At 66.4% G+C, this 19,548-nt stretch carries 11 protein-coding genes; 3 read left to right on the top strand and 8 right to left on the bottom strand.

Annotated elements, in window-relative coordinates:
• Position 1: 1 nt before the first annotated feature.
• Together EO174_RS15345 and EO174_RS15340 are read right to left on the bottom strand one after the other, a co-directional pair.
• Positions 2-1,309 carry an efflux RND transporter periplasmic adaptor subunit gene (locus EO174_RS15345; protein ID WP_104582123.1) on the bottom strand — a complete coding sequence of 436 codons (1,308 nt, stop codon included), beginning with the start codon at positions 1,307-1,309 and terminating at the stop codon, positions 2-4.
• Between the two features lie 14 nt (positions 1,310-1,323).
• Positions 1,324-1,983 (bottom strand): TetR/AcrR family transcriptional regulator, encoded by a 660-nt coding sequence (locus tag EO174_RS15340; RefSeq protein ID WP_126945568.1) that lies wholly within the window; start codon positions 1,981-1,983, stop codon positions 1,324-1,326.
• A 290-nt stretch (positions 1,984-2,273) separates the two neighbouring features.
• Here EO174_RS15340 and EO174_RS15335 point away from each other — a divergent pair, with 290 nt between their 5' ends.
• Positions 2,274-7,283, top strand: coding sequence for an NAD-glutamate dehydrogenase domain-containing protein (locus tag EO174_RS15335; protein WP_126945565.1), 5,010 nt, complete (start codon positions 2,274-2,276; stop codon positions 7,281-7,283).
• Between the two features lie 517 nt (positions 7,284-7,800).
• Entirely contained in the window at positions 7,801-8,097 is a 297-nt protein-coding gene (locus EO174_RS15330) for a hypothetical protein (RefSeq protein WP_126945763.1), read from the top strand.
• Between the two features lie 269 nt (positions 8,098-8,366).
• Here the strand turns inward: EO174_RS15330 and EO174_RS15325 are convergent, their stop codons facing one another.
• Genes EO174_RS15325 through EO174_RS15315 form a run of 3 tightly spaced genes read right to left on the bottom strand, consistent with a single transcriptional unit; the run spans position 8,367 to position 11,515 of the window.
• The gene (locus EO174_RS15325) at positions 8,367-9,683 is read right to left on the bottom strand and encodes an NADP-dependent oxidoreductase (protein ID WP_241240017.1); all 1,317 of its coding nucleotides are present in this window, start codon (positions 9,681-9,683) and stop codon (positions 8,367-8,369) included.
• Positions 9,596-10,384 carry an SDR family oxidoreductase gene (locus EO174_RS15320; RefSeq protein WP_126945559.1) on the bottom strand — a complete coding sequence of 263 codons (789 nt, stop codon included), beginning with the start codon at positions 10,382-10,384 and terminating at the stop codon, positions 9,596-9,598. The genes EO174_RS15325 and EO174_RS15320 overlap by 88 nt, the downstream gene beginning before the upstream one ends.
• A 48-nt stretch (positions 10,385-10,432) precedes the next feature.
• A complete protein-coding gene (locus tag EO174_RS15315; RefSeq protein ID WP_126945556.1) occupies positions 10,433-11,515 on the bottom strand; it encodes an alkene reductase in 1,083 nt (360 codons plus the stop codon).
• 131 nt (positions 11,516-11,646) lie between these two features.
• Between EO174_RS15315 and EO174_RS15310 the strand changes: the two genes are divergently transcribed.
• On the top strand, positions 11,647-12,222 hold the full coding sequence (locus EO174_RS15310; protein ID WP_126945553.1) for a TetR family transcriptional regulator: 576 nt from the start codon (positions 11,647-11,649) through the stop codon (positions 12,220-12,222).
• 91 nt (positions 12,223-12,313) lie between these two features.
• On the opposite strand, the gene EO174_RS15305 is transcribed toward EO174_RS15310, so the two are convergent.
• The 3 genes from EO174_RS15305 to EO174_RS15295 form a co-directional block, all read right to left on the bottom strand.
• Complete coding sequence (locus tag EO174_RS15305) at positions 12,314-13,750, bottom strand: DHA2 family efflux MFS transporter permease subunit (protein WP_119131397.1); 1,437 nt, start codon at positions 13,748-13,750, stop codon at positions 12,314-12,316.
• A 530-nt stretch (positions 13,751-14,280) separates the two neighbouring features.
• On the bottom strand, positions 14,281-15,273 hold the full coding sequence (locus EO174_RS15300; RefSeq protein WP_126945550.1) for an HD domain-containing phosphohydrolase: 993 nt from the start codon (positions 15,271-15,273) through the stop codon (positions 14,281-14,283).
• Positions 15,274-15,304: 31 nt separating this feature from the next.
• A complete protein-coding gene (locus EO174_RS15295) occupies positions 15,305-19,399 on the bottom strand; it encodes a CHASE domain-containing protein (protein ID WP_126945547.1) in 4,095 nt (1,364 codons plus the stop codon).
• Between the last annotated feature and the right edge of the window lie 149 nt (positions 19,400-19,548).

The raw sequence follows: 19,548 nt of genomic DNA, 5'->3' as shown, positions 1-19,548 counted from the left end.
GTTACTGCTGCTTGGACTGGGAGTCGGCCGGCTGCGCCGCAGCGTCTGGCTTGGACTGTTCCTGCGCGGCCGGTGCCGCCGCGTCGGCCTTGTCGGCTGCCGGTGCGGCCTGTGCGTCGCCACCCTGGGCGGCGGCGGGAGCCGCGCCCGGTGCACCCGGCTGGCCGCCCTGCGCCGGCTTGTTTGGATCCCACGGCACGCCCTTGGCGGGCTGGCCTTCCTTGGCCTTCTGCACGCCATCGACGATCACCTGATCGCCCGGGGTCACGCCACCGGTGACGATCCACTGACCTTTCTGCTGGCCATCGACGGTGAGATTCTTGCGCACCACCTTGCCATCCTTGCCCAGCACCAGCGCGTAGGCGCCGGTGGCATCGCGCTGCACGGCCTGCTGCGGCATCAGGTAGGCGTTGTTGCGCTGGCCCAGGCTGGCCTTGAAGGTCACGAACGCGCCCGGCAGCAGTGCCTGTTCCGGGTTGGGCAGGGTCGCGCGCAGCGACACCGCACCGGTGCTCGGGTCCACCGTCACCGCCGACACGTCCAGCGTACCCGGGTGCGGGTACTGCGTGCCGTTGCCCAGTTCCACGTTGATGGTGGACTTGCCATCGCCGCTGAGCTGCACGTTGCCGCTGCTCTGGGCCTGGCGCAGGGCGGCGAGCTCTTCGCTGCTCATCGCAAAGTTCACATACAGCGGGTCGATCTGGTCGACCGTGGTCAGCAGGGTGGCCTCACCCGAGCCGACCAGCGCACCTTCGGTCACGCGCTGGATGCCGGCGCGGCCGGTGATCGGCGAGGTGACGCTGGCAAAGCCGAGCTGGATGCGGGCGGACTCGACCTGGCCGCGTGCCTGCTGCACGTTGGCGCGGGAGGAGCGCTCGGTGGCTTCGGCGTTGTCGATGTCGGCCCGCGACACGTACTGCTGCGGGGCCAGGCTGCGCGCGCGCTTGGCGGCGACCTGGGCATTGGCGTAGGTCGCCTCGGCGGCGGCCAGCTGGCCCTGTGCCTGCAGCAGCGTGGCCTTCAGCGGTGCCGGGTCGATCTCGAACAGCGGCTGGCCTTCCTTGACGTCGGTGCCCTCGGTGTACAGGCGCTTGAGCACCACGCCGTCCACGCGTGCGCGCACGTCGGCCGAGCGGAATGCCGACAGGCGGCCGACCAGGTCGCGTTCCAGCGGCAGCGTCTGCGGCTTCATTTCCAGCACCGACACTTCCGGCGGCGGCGGCGCCTGCTGTTGTTCGGGCTTGCTGCAGGCAGCCAGCGCCAGGGTGATGGCACAGGCCAGGCCGAATGTGCGGAGCGGGGCGATCATCAGGAGGAACTCCGTTAGGGTCTTGAAGTGAGAAAGGAAAGCGGGGACAGCGAAGGCGTGGCAGCGACCGCGGCAAAGGCGCGCAGGAACGTGTCGACAGCGAACTGCGCCCACTGCTGCCTGGCGGGGAGGCCGGCGCGGTGGGGTACCTGAAAGCGTTGCCGGTCGAAATCCAGACCGACGATCATGCTCAACAGCAGTTCGGCCATACAGTGCGGATCGTCATGGCGCAGCTGGCCGGCCTGCATTGCCTGTTCGAAGCGCTGCGCCAGGCGCTGCTGCATGCCGACGACCCCGTCCTGGAAGATCTGCTGCGACTGGTCGGGAAACCGGTGCGATTCGGCCTCCACCAATCGGCAGGTCTGTAGCACATCGGGCCGGTTCAGGCGGTCAAGATGGGCCAGCGCAAAGGCCAGCAGATCCTCGCGCAACTCGCCGGAGGCGGTGCCCAGCGGCACCGTGGCCAGATGTACGTGGTCCTGAAGGACATCGCGCAGCAGGTTTTCTTTACAACCGTAGTAACTATAGAGCGTCTGCTTGGAACAACCGGCACGCTCGGCCACGGCATCCATGCTCAGCCGCATGCCACGCTCGGCAAGCAGCGTATGCACAGCCGCATGGATGCGGCGATCGCAATCCGAGCGCCGGGAAGCAGGGTGGGAACGGGGGGTCATGGCGGTAGACTATACCGTCCAGTTTAGTTTTTAAACAGGCTTGACGGTCGCAATTCTGTCTGTACAGCGCCTTGTGCGCCAAGCGTCGGGCCCAACTTTGCCGGTTGTGGCGGTCCGGCAGGCCGATGCGCGGCCGCCAATCGGCCGCCGCCCGAGGAATTACAGTCGGGTAGCGCTTGGATGCCGCGTCCGGGGCCGGTGCCGGCCCCGGGAATTTGCGCTATGCAGCAAGGCGCCTTCATCCGGCGCCGGTACAATTCAGGTTTTCCACCGAGCATCCCAGCGCTCTCATGACAGCCAAGAAAGCTGCTTCGAAATCGTCCACGACGTCGGTCACACCGGTCGCCGAACATGCCGTCCCCGTGCTTGCCACCGCGCCGCAGGCGGTCACCCTGGAGCCGGTCTTTGCCGCGTTGCGCAAGCGCTACCCGGCTGCCCGCCAGTCCGAGGTGCAGCTGTTTGCAGCCGACTTCTACCGGCGCATGGAAGAGGACGAGTTCCCCAACCACCCACCCGAGCAGTGGGCGGCCCTGGCGGCCGACATGCTGGAATTTGCGCGCACGCGCAAGGCCGGCACGGTCAATGTGCGGGTGTTCAACCCGACCCTGAAGAGCCACGGCTACGAGTCGCCGCACACGCTGCTGCAGATCGTCAACGACGACATGCCGTTCCTGGTGGACTCGGTGAGCATGACGCTGTCGGACCTGGGCATCGGCGTGCACGTGCTCGGCCACCCGGTGCTGCGCATCGCGCGCGACAAGGCCGGCAAGCTGACCGCGGTGGGCGAGGGCAAGAGCGAATCGCTGATGGTGCTGGAGATCGACCGCCAGCCTGCCGACGACATGCCCAAGGTGGAAGCGGCCGTGCGCAAGGTGCTGGCCGAAGTGCGCGCGATCGTGCACGACTGGGCGTCGATGCGCGAAAAGATGGTGATGCTGGCCGATGACCTGGCCACCCGCCGCCTGCCGATGGACGACATCAGCCGCCACGAGGCGCAGGAATTCCTGCGCTGGGCGGCCGCCGACCACTTCACCTTCTTCGGCTACCGCGAGTACCGCGTGGAGAAGCAGGACGGCCAGGACGTGCTGGCGCCGGTGGAAGAAACCGGCCTGGGCCTGATGCGCGGCCGCGACACCTCGCCGGCGCGCCCGGTGACCACGCTGGCGGCGCATGGCCTGAACACCTCGGCCAAGCTCAAGGACGCGCTGATCCTGACCAAGACCAATGCGCGCTCGCGCGTGCATCGGGTCGGCTACATGGATTACATCGGCATCCTGGAATTCGATGCCAAGGGCCGCATCGTCGGCGAGCAGCGCTTCCTGGGCCTGTTCACCTCCAGCGCCTACAACCGCCGCCCGTGGGAAATTCCACTGGTGCGGCAGCGCCACGAATATGTGATGAGCAAGTCCGGGCTGACCCCGAGCAGCCACAGCGGCAAGGCACTGCGGCACATTCTGGAGACATTGCCGCGCGAGGAGCTGTTCCAGTCCAACGAGGAAGAGCTGTACCGCACCGCGATCGGCATCCTCGGCCTGCAGGAGCGTGTGCGCAGCCGCATGTTCCTGCGCCGTGACAAGTACAGCCGTTTCATCTCCGCGCTGGTGTACATCCCGCGCGAGCGCTTCAACACCGATGTGCGGCTGCGCATCGAAGCCTTGCTCAAGGAGGCGCTGCACGGCGAATACATCGATTCCAGCGTGGTGCTGGGCGAATCGCCGTTGGCGCAGTTGCACCTGATCGTGCGGCCCAAGAGTGGCGAGGCGCTGGAATTCAACACCACCGAGCTCGAATCGCGGCTGGCGCATCTGCTGCGCAACTGGCGCGATGCCCTGCGCGAGGCGCTGGTGGCGCGGCATGGCGAGGTCAATGGCCTGCGCATGGCGGCCAACTTCGGGCGTGCGTTGCCGGCCGGCTATATCGAAGACTCGTCGATCGAATCGGCGGTGTCCGACGTCGAGCATCTGGCGGCACTGGAAGGCCCGGATGACCTGCATCTGAGCCTGCAGGAGATCCGTCGCGACGACGGCGTGCGGCTGGACGCCGGCGAAGGCCTGCGCCTGAAGCTGTATCGCCAGCTCGACGACATCCCGTTGTCCGATGCGATGCCGATGATGGAGAACCTGGGCCTGCGTGTGATCTCCGAGCGGCCGTACCGGCTGCAGGTCGGCGAGACGCCGGTCTACATCCAGGATTTCGAGGTCGAATCGACCTCCGGCAGGATCAATGCGGCCAACGCCGACGCCGGTTTCGGCGAAGCCTTCGAGCGGATCTGGAGCGGCGATGCCGAGAACGACGGCTTCAACCGCCTGATCCTGGCGGCCGGCCTGCACTGGCGCCAGGTCGCGCTGCTGCGCGGCTATTGCAAGTATCTGCTGCAGACCGCGGTGCCGTTCTCGCAGGCCTACGTCGAGGCGACGTTCACCCGCTATCCGCTGCTGGCGCGCCTGCTGGTGGAACTGTTCGAGGCGCGCTTCGATCCGGCCACCGGCAGCGAGACCAAGGCGCAGATCGTTGCCGGGCAGGAACGCCTGCGCGAGGAACTGTCGGTATTGGCCGGTGGCGACGAGGCCACACTCAAGGCGCTGGAGCCGGTGCTGCAGGCGCGCGGCAGCGACCGCGATGCGCAGCAGGAGGCTGCGCGCGCCACGCTGCTGAAGCTGATGGACCGCGTTTCCAGCCTGGACGAGGACCGCATCCTGCGCAGCTTCATCGGCGTGATCGACGCGACGCTGCGCACCAACTACTACCAGACCGACAAGAGCGGCAAGCACGGGCACTGCATCAGCTTCAAGCTGGATTCTTCGATCGTGCCGGACCTGCCCAAGCCGCGTCCGTACCGCGAGATCTTCGTCTACAGCCCACGGGTGGAAGGCGTGCACCTGCGCTTTGGCGCGGTGGCGCGTGGCGGCCTGCGCTGGTCGGACCGGCGCGAGGATTTCCGCACCGAGGTGCTGGGCCTGGTCAAGGCGCAGATGGTCAAGAACACCGTCATCGTGCCAGTCGGCGCCAAGGGCGGTTTCTACGTCAAGCGCTCGCCGGTGGGCGGCGACCGTGATGCGATCCAGGCCGAAGGCATCGCCTGCTACAAGCTGTTCATCCAGAGCCTGCTCGACATCACCGACAACATCGTCGGCGGCAAGATCGTGCCGCCGCCGCAGGTGGTACGCCATGACCTGGACGACCCGTACCTGGTGGTCGCGGCCGACAAGGGCACCGCCACGTTCTCCGACATCGCCAACGGGCTGGCGCTGGACCACGGCTTCTGGCTGGGCGATGCATTCGCTTCCGGCGGGTCGGTCGGTTACGACCACAAGGGCATGGGCATCACCGCGCGTGGTGCGTGGGAGTCGGTCAAGCGCCACTTCCGCGCGATGGGGCGCGATTGCCAGAGCCAGGATTTCAGCGTGGTCGGCATCGGCGACATGTCCGGCGACGTGTTCGGCAACGGCATGCTGCTCTCAAGGCATATCCGGCTGCTGGCCGCGTTCGATCACCGGCATATCTTCCTGGACCCCAATCCGGATGCCGCCGCTTCGTTCGCCGAGCGCGAGCGCCTGTTCAAGCTGCCGCGTTCCAGCTGGGCCGACTACGAGGCCAAGCTGATCAGCGCCGGTGGCGGCATCTATCCGCGCACGCTCAAATCCATCGACATCAGCGCGCCGGTACGCGAGGTGCTGGGCTTGGAATCCAGCGTCAAGCAGCTCTCGCCCAACGAGCTGATGAACGCCATCCTCAAGGCGCCGGTGGACCTGTTCTGGAATGGCGGCATCGGCACCTACGTCAAGGCGTCCAGCGAGTCGCACGCCGATGTGGGCGACCGCGCCAACAACGGCCTGCGCGTCAATGGCGGCGAATTGCGCTGCAAGGTGGTGGGCGAGGGCGGTAACCTCGGCCTGACCCAGCTCGGTCGCATCGAGGCCGCGCAGGCCGGGGTGCTGCTCAATACCGACTTCATCGACAACTCGGCCGGCGTGGACACCTCCGACCACGAGGTGAACATCAAGATCCTGCTCAACGACATGGTGCAGGCCAAGAAGCTCACCTACGACGCGCGCAACACATTGCTCGCGTCGATGACCGACGAAGTGGCCGACCTGGTCTTGTGGGACAACTACCGCCAGAACCAGGCGATCAGCCTGATGGAGCGGATGAGCGTCAAGCGCCTGGGCTCCAAGCAGCACTTCATCCGCACGCTGGAACTGCAGGGCCTGCTCGATCGCCAGATCGAGTTCCTGCCCTCCGATGCCGAACTGTCCGCACGCAAGGCGCGCGGGCAGGGCCTCTCGCGCCCGGAGCTGTCGGTGCTGTTGTCGTATTCCAAGCTGGTGGCGTTCCAGCAGCTGCTGGAATCGGATATCCCCGAAGACCCGTATCTGTCCAAGGAACTGCAGCGCTACTTCCCGCAGCCGCTGCAGAAGAAGTACGCCGATGCGATGGAGCGTCACCGCCTCAAGCGCGAGATCATCGCCACCGCGGTGACCAACACCACCATCAACCGCATGGGCGCCACCTTCCTGATGCGCATGCAGGAAGACACCGGCCGCAGCATCGCCGAGGTCGCCAAGGCCTATACCATCAGCCGCGAGACGCTGGATGCACGCGCGCTGTGGACGCAGATCGACGCGCTGGACGGCAAGGTGCCCGAGTCGGTGCAGATCGATGCACTGGAAGTGATCTGGCGCCTGCAACGCTCGTTCGTGCGTTGGCTGCTGCTGCGTCCGGGCCAGATGCCGGGCATCACCGCGGCGGTGGAGCGTTACCACGGCCCGTTCAATGACATCCGGATCGCTTCCGGCGTGCTGTCGGATGCGCAGCGCCCGCAGTACGAAGCCAGCGTGCAGGAATGGCAGGACAAGGGCCTGCCGCCGCAACTGGCGCAACAGCTGTGCGAGTTGCGTTACCTGGAACCGGCCTTCGACATCATCGAAACCGCGCGCACCCGCAAGCTCAAGCCGGTGGACGTGTCCAAGGTGCATTTCCGCCTGGGCGAAGCGCTGCGCCTGCCGTGGTTGTTCGAGCAGATCGACGCGCTGGAGGTCAACGGCCGCTGGCATGCAGTGGCACGTGGTGTGCTGCGCGATGAACTGGCCGCGCATCAGCGTGCACTGGTGGCGCAGGTGCTGACCATGCCCGGCAGCAGTGCCGAGGACAAGGTGGCCAACTGGCTGGCGCGCGACGATTCCAGCCTGCGCTTCACCCTGGCGATGCTGGCTGATGTGGCCGAGCAGAAGACGCTGGACTACCCGACCGTGTCGGTGGCGGTGCAGCGGTTGGGCCAGTTGGCGGCGCACGGGATGTAATAGTGTGCAGCGAGGTGATGGCGGAGCAGGTGCTTCGTCATCACCTAGGCTGAGCTGACGCAGTTATGGAGTTGTCTGCCCATGCACAAGGCGGCCCAAGGGTCGCCTTGTTTACGTGCGGAATTGCTCCGTACGATCGCGAGCCCGATGCGTCGTCCGGGTGTCGGCCAATCGCGTGGTCCACATCCGGTCAGCTACGACACGCGCGCTGCCTTTCTGTGAGCATGTCTGCATTCCAGAGGCATGTCAGACAACGCACGCGAGTAGGTGAACAATCCCAGGCTTCTTGACACTCTCGAATAGTCCGATGAGTATCGCTTAGCTGCAGTAGATCCTGCAGACGGGTGTGGAAGCCCGAAATCCAAGGCGCACGAGCGCCGGTCAACGATGGCGGTGCTCTCCACTATCCAAGGAGATCCTCATGCCGCGTACCAATCCTGCCCACTCGGCCACTACTGCAACCGCCTCGCAGCCGACCGCCCATACCGTGGCCGATCATGGTGATGCGCGTGAGGACGTGTTCTTCCGTCGCCTGTCCGAGTCACGTGGTGCGGAAGCCACCAACGGCCTGCATTGGTCCGATCTGCCGATGCAATTTGGCCTGGCTCTCAAATGCGCGCATATCGATCACTGCTTGCTCGGGCTGCAGGGCGTGTTGGAGATGCTGCACGCCGGTGAGGCGGCCCGCGAGGCGGGTCAACCTGGCCTGGGTGACGAGCTCACCGATCGCCTGCTCTACGCGTCGCGTGCGCTGGCTGCGTCGGGAAAAGATTCGCTGCATGCGTTGCAGGAACGTCTTGCAGCTGCATCGTAAGGTGCAGTGCGAACGTCGGTCATCGAACGGCGTCGGACTTCCTGCATCCTGGCTGCGAGCAGCGTTGTTGGCGGGAGACCCGGATGCGCTGGACCGAATTGCGCTCAAGGTTTAGCGATTGAGTGATACAGCGCAGGTGGCGCTCATCAATGGCGACCTGCGCACGAATACCGCGATAGTGTGGTCATCAGTGACTCAATGGCATTCGCCGTCTGGGCGACCTTTCGCATGCGTGGGTCTGCACCGATTGCCGTGACCAGTTCACTGCCTTATCTGATCTTGACGACCACCTTGCCCTTGGCGCGGCCCTGGGCCAGATATTCCAGCGCTTGCTTTGCCTGGTCGAACCCAAAGACCTTGTCGATGACCGGGCGGATGCGTTCGGCTTCGAGCAGTTCGCCGATCTTCGCCAGTTGCGCGCCATCGGGACGCACGAACAGGAAGCCGTAGGCGACGTTGTGCTTGTTCGCCAGGCGGATGATTTTGCGGCTCATCATGGCAAAGACGAATTGCAGCACGACATTCAACCGGCGTGCGCGGGCAAAGGCCGCGTCCAGCGGCCCCACCAGCGACACGATCCTGCCGCCGGGCTTGAGGATGGCGAGCGATTTTTCGATCGTATCGCCCCGCATCGTGCCCAGCGCGATGTCGTAGCCGCGCAGCACGGTCTCGAAGTCCTGTTGCCTGTAGTCGACCACCTCGTCTGCGCCAAGGCTGTTCACCAGCGCGACATTGCCGGTGCTGGTGGTGGTGCCGACAGTGGCGCCAAACTGTTTCGCCAACTGGATCGCGATGGTGCCGATGCCGCCGGAACCGGCGGGAATGAACACCTTCTGGCCGGGCTGCAGGCCGGCACGTTCCTTCAGGGCCTGCCAGGACGTGAGTGCGACCATCGGCAGCGATGCCGCCTGCACGAACTCCAGGTTGGCCGGCTTCAACGTTGCGGCGCTTTCCGGTACCGCGACATACTCGGCGATGGTGCCGCGGCCAAGATCGAACACGCTGGCGAAAATCGCATCGCCCGGCTTGAAGCGGGTGACGCGGCTGCCGACCTCGATGACGATGCCGGCCACGTCGCTGCCCAGCGTGGCGGGCAGCTCGAACGTCATCACGGGCTTGAAGATGCCGGTGGGAATCATGTTGTCGATGGGGTTCACGCCCGCGGCATGCACCTCGACCAGCAGTTCGTCGGGCTGCAGCGTCGGGCGGGCCAGCTCGCTGAAGCCGATGCCGGGAGCCTTGCCGTAGCGTTTGAAGGTGAGTGCTTTCATCTGGTTCCAGTCCGATGCCGTGGTTGTAGGGATGTGTGGCCGGGTACGACGCGGGCCGCGGCTGCTTTCACCCCTGCGCTGGCAGAGCAATGCCTGCCGCCTGATCGCCACATGCGCCCATGTGAATCCATCGAACCCGTGCACGCGTGCGGCTGCGTGCCGTCTCCATGCAGGTCCGCAGCGCTCACCGTGGCGAGCGCTGCGGGGCAGCAGCGTCGTTCGGCCGGTCAGGCTGCCGACTGATAACGTTCGGCGGCGTTTGCCTGCCGGATGTCGGACAGCAAGCCCTGGCGCGCGCCATCCAGTGCGTCCCAACGTTCGGCCACGTGCAACGGCGGAATGGTGACCAGCTCGCGACGATCGAAGCCAACCAGCGCGGCGTCGACCAGTTCGCCTACGTCCATCAGGTCGCTGAGCGTGTTGACGTCGATACCGGCGCGTCCCCAGATCTCGGTGCGCGTGCCGGCCGGCAGCACGGCCTGCACATACACGCCCTTGGCGCCCAGCTCCAGGTGCAGCCCCTGCGACAGGAACAGCACGAAGGCCTTGGTGGCGCCATAGACGCTCATGCCGAATTCCGGAGCGAAACCCACCACCGAGCCGAGGTTGACGATCGCGCCGCTGCCGGACTGTGCAAAGCGCGGCGCAACGGCGGCGGACAGGCGCGTCAACGCGGTGACATTGAGCGCGATCAGGCGGTCGACCGCCGCAGCGTCCTGCTGCAGGATGCCGCCGGACTGCGCCATGCCGGCGTTGTTGATCAGGATGCCGATCTTCGCATCCTCGCGCAGGCGGGTTTCCACCGCGGCCAGATCGGCGGCCTGGGTCAGGTCGGCCTGCAGCACATCGACGCTGACGCCATGTGCATCGCGCAGACGCGCAGCCAGCGCATCCAGGCGGGCCTTGTCGCGTGCGACCAGTACCAGGTCATGGCCGCGTTGCGCGAAGCGCTCGGCGTAGACGGCGCCGATGCCGGTGGAGGCGCCGGTGATGAGGACAGCGGGAAGCGTGGACATGCAGGATTCCTTGATGAGAGTGGATGAAGGACGCCAGGCGAGACAGCCTCAGCCGGCGAGGGACGGGTAGTCGATATAGCCTTCGGCGCCACCGCCGTAGAGGGTGGCCGGATTCAACGGCGCCAGTGCTGCGCCGGTTCGCAGGCGCTGGACCAGGTCGGGGTTGCTGATGAACGGGCGGCCGAAGGCCACCAGGTCGACGTTGCCTGCGCGCACCTGGGCGTTGGCCAGGTCCAGGTCGTAGCCGTTGTTGGCCAGGTAGGTGCGGGTGAACTTGCTGCGCAGCGCGGCATAGTCGAACGGGGCCGCATCGCGCGGGCCGCCGGTCGCACCTTCGACCACATGCAGGTACACGATGCCCAGCGCGTCGAGTTGCTCGGCGATGTAGTCGTATTGCGGCTGCGGATCGCTGCCGGAAATGCCGCTTGCCGGCGACACCGGCGAGATGCGCACGCCGGTGCGATCGGCGCCGATCTGCTCGCTCACTGCGGCGACCACCTCCAGCAACAGGCGCGCGCGGTTTTCGATCGAGCCGCCATAGGCATCGGTGCGCTGGTTGGCGCCGTCCTTGATGAACTGCTCCAGCAGATAGCCATTGGCGCCGTGGATTTCGACGCCGTCGAAGCCGGCGGCAATCGCATTGGCCGCGGCCTGGCGGAAGTCGTCGACGATGCCCGGCAGTTCGTGCAGCTCCAGCGCGCGTGGTTCGGAGACATCGGCAAAGCCGTTGTTGACGAACACCTTGGTCGCCGCGCGGATCGCCGACGGCGCAACCGGTGCCGCGCCGCCCGGTTGCAGGTCGACATGCGACACCCGGCCGACGTGCCATAGCTGCACGAAGATGCGCCCGCCGTTGGCATGCACGGCGTCGGTGACCGCGCGCCAGGCGGCAATCTGCCCGGGCGTGTACAGGCCGGGGGTGTCCTGGTAGCCCTGGGCCTGGGGCGACACCTGGGTGGCCTCGGTAATCAGCAGGCCGGCCGAGGCGCGCTGGGCGTAATAGGTGGCTGCCAGTGCGCTCGGCACCAGGCCGGCGCCCGCACGGTTACGGGTCAGCGGCGCCATCACGATGCGGTTGGCCAGGGTCAGCGTGCCCAGTGCATAGGGTTCGAACAGCGAAGGGTGGGTCATTGACGGGGCTCGGACAGCAGGAAGTGGCAAAGATTACGATCAAAATCTAAGATGTCAACACTTTGATGTCGGTCAACATCAATGTACGCTCTCGCTTTCCCAGGCGCGCATCACCACGGAGTGTCCCAACGATGAAAGTGACCAAGGCACAGGCACAGGCGAACCGGGCGCACGTCGTCGAGACGGCCTCGGTACTGTTTCGCGAGCGCGGTTACGAAGGGATCGGCATCGCCGATCTGATGGCTGCTGCAGGTTTCACCCACGGTGGCTTCTACAAGCAGTTCCGCTCCAAGGCGGACCTGATGGCCGAATCGGCGGCCTGCGGCCTGGCCAACACCGCCGCGCAGACCGAGCAGGTGGACAAGGCGGATTTCGTGATGTCGTATCTGTCGCGCGAACATCGCGACAGCCCTGCCACCGGCTGCACGATGGCTGCGCTGGGTGCCGATGCCGCGCGCCAGCCGGAGGAAGTGCGCGATGCGTTTGCTGCCGGGGTCGAGAACCTGTTGGCAACGCTCGACCGCAGCGGGGCTGCGCCCGGCACTGCGCAGGCTGCGGCCGAGCGCGCCGGCAACCTGGGCATGATGGCGCATGCCATCGGCGCCATCGTGCTGTCGCGGGCGTGCCCGAACGCCTCGCCACTGGCCGACGAAATCATTGCGGTGTGTCGCGACCAGATCCTGTCGTCGCTGCAGCCTTCCAATTGACCGGGGTGGGCTTTCCACCGGCGTTTTGCTGCTGACGCGTGCCGATTCCAGGTCACGCTCGCGCAGGTCCGCCGGCTGCGCGGTGGTGGTGTCAGCCGCTCGACGCCCGGTGCCCGCTCATTTCCTGCCCGGCGTCCTTGTCGAAACGCAGGTGCCACCAGGTGGCGCTGAGCGAGATCAGGCTCACCACGCAGAACGCCAGCGAGAAATCGCGTTGCGCCGGTTGGGTGTGATCGCCGGCCAGCATCGCCAGCTTGAGGATCATCGCGCCGGCGCAGACGCCGACCGAGAGCATCAGTTGCTGCAAGGTGGTGTACAGGCTGCTGGCGCGGCTCATGCGCGATGCGGGCACATTTTCGTAGGCGATGGTGTTGTAGGCGGCGAACTGGAACGACATGAAGGCGCCGCAGCACAGCAGCAGGCCAAACATCAGCGCCGGCGGCCAGTCGGGCCGGAACAACGCACACACCATGTAGCCCAGGCTGGCGAGCACGCCGTTGCCGATCAGGCTGTTGCGATAGCCGAAGCGGCGCAGCAACTGCGGGGTGATGCTGCGCATCAGCAGTGCGCCGAGTGCGGTGGCCAGGATCAGGCGGCCGCTGTGCGCGGCGCTCATGCCGAAGCCGATCTGGAACAGCAGCGGCAGCAGGAATGGATGCGCGCCCTGGGTGATGCGCATCAGCGCACCGCCGATCACCGATAGGCGGAACGAGTCGATCCGCAGCAGGCTCAGGTCCAGCAGCGGAGCGGGGTGGTGGCGGGCATGCCACAGATACCCCAGCGCTGCGCTGGCGCCGATGGCCAGCAGCCAGCTCGCGGTGCCGATGCCGTCCTGCTGGCTGACCATTTCCAGGCCGAACAACAGACAACCCAACGCGGTGCCGCACAGCACGAAACCGCGCAGATCGAAGCGGGCCGGGGCCGACTCGGTGGGGATTTCCGGAATGAAACGGCGCACCAGCAGGAAACCGGCCACGCCGATCGGCACGTTGATGTAGAAGATCCAGCGCCAATCCAGGTACGAGACGAACAATCCGCCCAGCGGCGGGCCGAGCATCGGGCCGATGAAGGCCGGCACCAGCGTCCAGGCCATGGCCGACACCAGATGGCGACGTTCGACAGTGCGCAGCAGGATCAGCCGGCCGAGCGGGGCCATCATCGCGCCGCCGGCGCCCTGCAGCACGCGCGCGGCGACCATGGTGGGCAGGCTGTCGGCCAGCGAACACAGGATCGAGCCGCCGACGAACACCCAGATCGACGCGCCGAACACGCGGCGCAGGCCGAAGCGGTCGGCGATCGCGCCGCTGGCCGGGATCAGTACCGCCAGCGCCAGCAGGTAGCTGGTCATGGCGATGCTCATTGCCGGCGCGGCAACGCCGAAATCGCGTGCCAGGGTCGGCAACGCGGTTGCCAGCACGGTGGCATCCATCTGCTCCATGAAGATGGCGCAGGCCAGGATCAGCGAGATGATGCGGTAATCGGGATAACGCGGCGGCGTGACGCCGGCCTCGGACACGCTGGAGGACATCGGACTCTCGGTTGCGGGGCCGCAGCGGTGGCGCGCAGATGGCGATCGGGCCGGCCCGCGTCGCACGGTGTTGTGCGGCGCAACATGGGTATTGTCCGCCGCTGCGCAGCGGGGTTCAAGCGTGCAGGGGTAACAGTGCGTGTGTCTGGAGATGGGTGCGCCGGGGCTGTTTTGGGATGCTGGGGGAGCTGCGCTGGCGTCCGGATCGCCGTCAGCGTTGTTCCGGACGGCGCGGGTGGCTGATTGGTGTGGCGAGTCGGTCGCCAGCAGGCTGGGCGTCCCCCTCATCCGGCGCTACGCGCCACCTTCTCCCGGGGGGAGAAGGAAGCACCGGCGCGCATCTTTCTCCCGACTGGCCCCTTTCTTCCGACCGGAGAAGGGAAGCATTGGCACCCATCCTTCTCCCGACCGGCACCTTTCTCCCGGCCGGAGAAGGGATGCATTGGCGCTTGTCTTTCTCCCCGACCGGAGAAGAACAGCTCCCTGTTGGTGCGAGATGCCGGGAGCGGCCGCAGCGCGCATTGTGTGGATCAACGCTGTGCGGCCGGATCGTCCCAGGCGTCCATGATCTGCAGGATCTGCGGCAATGCCTCGCGAAAATGCTGCACCAGGCGCGGCTCCAGTTGCTTGCCGGCCATGCTGTCGAGCTTGCGCATGGCGTCGTCCACCGTCCATGGCGCCTTGTAGGCGCGCCGTCCGCACAGCGCATCGAACACATCGGCCACCGCCACGATGCGCGCCGATTCGGGAATGGCATCGCCGACCAGGCCCGTGGGATAGCCGCTGCCGTCCCAGCATTCGTGGTGATGCAGCGCGATCTCCGCAGCCAGCTGAAACACCGGCCCGCGACCGTGCCGCAGCAGGGCGTGGCCGACCTGCGGATGCTGGCGCACCACCGAGCGTTCGTGTTCGTCCAGCGTATCGGACGGGTGCAGCAGGCCGCCGGGTGCCGCAATCTTGCCGGCGTCGTGCAGGGGCGCGGCATCCTGCAGCAACTGCGCCCGTTGCGCCGGCCAGCCGATCTTTTCGGCCAGCACCCGCGCATAGGCGGCCATGCGCCAGATATGTGCGCCGGTGTCGGCATCCTGGCCCTGCCCGGCGGTGCCGAGCAGATGGATCGCATCGCGGTACTGCTGGGCCAGCCGCGCGTTTTCGGCCAGCTTCAACTGGGTGGCGATGCGGACCTTGAGCAGGGCGGGCGAGTAGGGCTTGCTGACGTAGTCGGCCGCGCCCGCTTCCAGGCCTGTGCGCTCGTCGTGCTCGCTGTTGCGCGAGGTCACGAACAGGATCGGGATGGCCGCGCTGGCCGGTTGCTGCTTGAGCGTGCGCGCCACCGCATAGCCGTCCATGTCCGGCAGCTCGACATCCAGCAGGATCAACGACGGCGTGTGGCGAAGCACCGCCTCTAGCGCTTCGCGGCCGGACTTGGCGAACACCAGCGGGAAATCATCGCGCAGCAACTGGCGCAGGGTGGCCAGGTTGCTGGATTCGTCGTCGACACACAGCAGGGGACGATGCGCCATGAAGACTCCTTGCGACCTGCGTGGCGACCGGTCAGTGCAGGTGAGTGGCTTGCCAGTCGCGCAACGTGGCCTCGGCGCGACGGAAGTCGAAATCATCCACCGCACGCTGCAGTCCTTCCTGCAGGGTGCGCGGCAGGCGTGGCGCGCAGATCAGCAGCGCGTGGTCGATCCTGTCGGCATCGTCGCTGCCCAGGGCCGCTTCCAGGATCTGCACGCTGTCCGCGTCCAGCGCGACCGCATCGTCACTTGCCGCCTCGGCGCTGCTGGCGTGTTGCAGGAAGGCATGGATCGCGGCGGTGGTGCGCTGCATGGTGTCCTTGAGTGCGATCAGCGCCGAGGTGATGTCGTGGCCTTCCTCGATGCGGGTCTCCAGATCGCTGGCGGCACCGGCCAGGGCCGGCAAGGCCAGCGACCCGGCTGCGCCACGCAGCTTGTGCGCCAGCGCGCCGATCGCCGGCAACTCATTGCGGCGCAGATGCTCGGCTGCGGTCTCGGCCGGGTCGGGGTTGTCGCGCAGCAGTTTGAGCAGATAGCGCTCGTACGGCTCGCGCTCGCGCCACAGGCTGCGCGCACGTGCTGCATCCAGCACCTCCGGGTCGGCATGTTCCCATTCGGGGCCGGCATGGACGTCGGCTTCGTGCGGCAGCGAGGGGATGCGCCGCACGCCGGGCTGCAGGAAATGGCGGATGGCGGTGACCAGTTCCTCCACATTGAAGGGCTTGGCGATGAAACCGTTCATGCCGGCTTCCAGCGCCTTCTCCTGTTGCGGGCGAAAGGCGCCGGCGGTCAGCGCGATCACCGGCAGGCTGGCCAGCGCCGGGATCTGCCGCAGCCGCCGCGTGGCTTCGTAGCCATCGACCACCGGCATCTGCACGTCCATCAACACCAGCTGGAACAGCTCCGGGGCGCGCTTGAGCGTGTTGATGGCCTGCTCGCCATCGTGGGCGACCGTGACCATGGCGCCTTCGCCCTCGAGAATGCGCTGGGCCACTTCGCAGTTGATCTCGCTGTCGTCCACCAGCAGCAGATGCGCACCTTCGAGGCGGCGCGCCACGAAGGTGGGCGTCACCGGCCGCGCGCCGGGGCGTGCGTCGACCAGTTGCTCCATCAGCCGGTGCAGCGCCGCACTGGTGACCGGCTTGGTCATGACCGCATCCAGATCCTGTTGCTCCGGGTGCTGCTCAAGCAGGCGGCGCTCGTACGCGGTGACCATGACGATCACCGGATGCGGGCCGGGCACGGCGCGCGCACGGATCTGCCGCGCGATCGCCACCCCGTCGATATCGGGCATGCGCCAGTCAAGCAGGAAGATGTCGTAGGGCTCGCTGGCCTGTTCGATCGCCTGCAAGGCGGCCTGTCCGCTGGCGACCGCATCCACGCGCCAGCCGAGTTCGGTGGCGATGCGCACCAGGTTGTTGAGCGCGGCATCGTGGTCGTCGGCGATCAAGACGCGCGGCATCGCTTCGGGCGGCAGCGCGGGCAGCTCGCGCTGGGCGGGCGGCGGGGCCGCTTTTTCCAGCGTGATCACGAAATAGAACTCGCTGCCGCGGCCGGGTACGCTTTCCACTTCCAGCTCGCCGCCCATCAATTCGATCAGGCGCCGGCTGATGGTCAGGCCCAGGCCGCTGCCACCGTAACGCCGGCTGGTGGAGGTGTCGGCCTGCAGGAACGGCGAGAAGATCAGGCTCTGCTTTTCCTTGGAGATGCCGATGCCGGTGTCGCGCACCGAGAACAACAGCTTGAACTTGTTCGGATCGCCGCTGGGGAACCGCCGTACCGACAGCACCACTTCGCCCTGCTCGGTGAACTTGATCGCGTTGCCGACCAGGTTGACCAGCACCTGGTTGATGCGCAGCGCATCGCCGAGCAACCAGCGGCAGTCGCGCGGTAGCGGTTCGACGATCATTTCCACCGGTTTGGTGCTGAGCGAGGAACGCATCAGGTCGGCGATGTTGTCGAACAGTTGATTGAGGTCGAACGGTGCGCGTTCCAGGTCGATGCGCCCGGCCTCGATCTTGGAGAAGTCCAGGATGTCGTTGATGATTTCCAGCAACGAACGCGCGGAGCGATCGATCTTGGTCACCATGTCCTGCGCCGCAGCGGGCAGTTCGCTGCGCTGCAGCAGGTACAGCATGCCCAGGATCGCGTTCATCGGCGTGCGGATCTCATGGCTCATGTTGGCCAGGAAATCGGACTTGGACTGGTTGGCGCTCTTGGCCGCGTCCATCGCCAGGCGCAGTTGTTTCTCGTGCAGTTTCTGCTCGGTCAGATCCACCGCCATGCCCAGGTAGCCGATCACCTGGTCGTTGTCGTCGCGCAGCGTGCTCAGGGTCAGCAGCACCGGCAGGCGGCGGCCTTCGTGGCTGACGTAGGTCCATTCGCTGGTGTCGCTGCGGCCCAGGCTGGTCAGCGCGGCGATCGCCTCCAGGGTGTGCGCCACCGGCGCGCCGGTCTGCTCGGAGAGCATGTGCGCGCGCTGCTGCAGTTCCTCGGGCTCGATGAACTGGCCGGCCTTGCGGCGGCCGATCACCTCGTCGGCGTTGTAGCCCAGCAGTTTTTCCGCGGCACGATTGAACAGCGTGACAAAGCCAGCGGAGTCGGTGGCGATGATGGCAAAGCCGGCATGCGCCAGAATCGCCCGATGCAGCGCGGAGAACTTCATCAGTTCGCTGGTGCGTTCGGCGACCTGATGTTCGAGCGATGCATTGAGCGCGACGATGCGCTGGTGCGACCGCACCCGCTCGGAGATGTCGCGGAAGAAATGCGAATGCCCGCTCAGGGTGTCGTTACGTTCGATGATCGGGGCCTTGCTGGCCAGTACATGCACCAGATGCCCGTCGCGATGGCGCATGCTTTGCGCCGCGGAGGCATCGACCGACTGGTGTTCGTCGGCGTGCGCGATGTCGGCAATCGCATACGGCTGCGGCGACAGCAGCATCGTCAGGTTCTGGCCGATCGCCTCGTCCGCGCTGTAGCCGAACATCGCTTCGGCAGCGGGATTCCAGTGGGTGATGTCTCCGTCCGGGGTTTCGGCGACGATGGCTTCGCTGGAATGGCTGACCAGCGCCGCCAGCTCCATCTGCTTGCGCAGCACTTCCTCGCGCCGCAGTCCATTGCTGAAATACAGCACCAGCAATGCCGCAAGCAGCACCGACACGCCCAGCACCAGGCCGCCCATCAGCCATGGCGAGGTCTGGTTGAGCGAGGCCAGGAAGCTGGCGGTGGGGTGGGCGGTGATGATCCAGGTGCGGCCGTAGATCTGCAGCTGCTGGATCACCGGCGGGCGGCGTGCGCTGTCGCTGGACGGCGTGCCGCTGCGGTAGAAATTGTGGGTCGGCTCGTTCCTGTCGGACAGGTCCAGTGCCAGGTCGTCGCGCTCGCCCAGGGTGCTTTGCACCATCTGCTCGACGCTGAAGGGCGCATACACCCAGCCGCTGGTGGCGGCCATGCGCTGCTGCGGCGTCTGCAGCGGCATGCCTTCGCGATAGACGGCCAGCAGCACCAGGAATCCGCTCTCGCTGGGAATGCGATAACCGGACAGCGAGATCGGCGAGGTCATGATCGGCAGGCCGCTGCGCGCGGCCTGCAGTGCAGCGGCGCGGCGACGTGGCTCGGAGGCGATGTCCAGGCCGATCGGACGGTTGCCCGAGGACTCCGGCTCGAAATACAGCACGATGTAGCGCTCGCCGTCCCAGGGCTCCAGCGGCCGGCGCTTGATGTCCGGTGCGCCGTCGGCACGGGCGGCCTGCAGGAAGGCCTCTTCGTCGGCGGGCGCGACGCGATGGATGTAGCCGTAGCCGAGCACGCCGGGAAACTCGCGCGTGTAATCGCGCGAGCGGCTGTACAGGGTGAAGCGGTCGCGACTGATGATCTCCTTGCCGGCGCCGATCACCGCGCCGCGCGCGCCGCGCAGCCCGTGTTCGAAGGTATACATGCGCTCGCTGATATTGCGGGTCAGCGTGCGCACGACGTAGTTGAAACGCTGCTCGCGCTCGAGGTCGTTATGTCGCTGCAGCGACAGGCCGGCGAAAATGGCGGCAATCAAACCTGCGGCGAGAATCAGCAGGGCCCCGATCGACGCACGGCGCCCGTATTTCCTGCGCAGATCCCAGCGGCCATTCGGCATTTGTGTCCCTTTGCCTTGCCTGTTGCGTGCCCGGTGTGCTGACCGACAGTGAGGTCGGCTTCGTGGTGGCGCCTGACGATCATCAGAATGCGTGCGGTCTTCCCCGTGTCTGCACGTGCTTCCGGTGGGCGATCAACGTCATTGCCAAT

Source organism: Xanthomonas sp. BRIP62418 (genome assembly GCF_003993495.1).
GTDB lineage: Bacteria > Pseudomonadota > Gammaproteobacteria > Xanthomonadales > Xanthomonadaceae > Xanthomonas > Xanthomonas euroxanthea.
Note: the sequence above shows the minus strand (reverse complement) of the source record. Positions and strands in the feature narration are given on the sequence as shown.

What these genes read in the sequence shown, in the direction of transcription:
- EO174_RS15345 (WP_104582123.1), bottom strand. Translation starts at nt 1,309, where the DNA reads ATGATCGCCCCGCTCCGCACATTCGGCCTGGCCTGTGCCATCACCCTG.
- EO174_RS15340 (WP_126945568.1), bottom strand. Translation starts at nt 1,983, where the DNA reads ATGACCCCCCGTTCCCACCCTGCTTCCCGGCGCTCGGATTGCGATCGC.
- EO174_RS15335 (WP_126945565.1), top strand. Translation starts at nt 2,274, where the DNA reads ATGACAGCCAAGAAAGCTGCTTCGAAATCGTCCACGACGTCGGTCACA.
- EO174_RS15320 (WP_126945559.1), bottom strand. Translation starts at nt 10,384, where the DNA reads ATGTCCACGCTTCCCGCTGTCCTCATCACCGGCGCCTCCACCGGCATC.
- EO174_RS15315 (WP_126945556.1), bottom strand. Translation starts at nt 11,515, where the DNA reads ATGACCCACCCTTCGCTGTTCGAACCCTATGCACTGGGCACGCTGACC.
- EO174_RS15310 (WP_126945553.1), top strand. Translation starts at nt 11,647, where the DNA reads ATGAAAGTGACCAAGGCACAGGCACAGGCGAACCGGGCGCACGTCGTC.
- EO174_RS15305 (WP_119131397.1), bottom strand. Translation starts at nt 13,750, where the DNA reads ATGTCCTCCAGCGTGTCCGAGGCCGGCGTCACGCCGCCGCGTTATCCC.
- EO174_RS15300 (WP_126945550.1), bottom strand. Translation starts at nt 15,273, where the DNA reads ATGGCGCATCGTCCCCTGCTGTGTGTCGACGACGAATCCAGCAACCTG.
- EO174_RS15295 (WP_126945547.1), bottom strand. Translation starts at nt 19,399, where the DNA reads ATGCCGAATGGCCGCTGGGATCTGCGCAGGAAATACGGGCGCCGTGCG.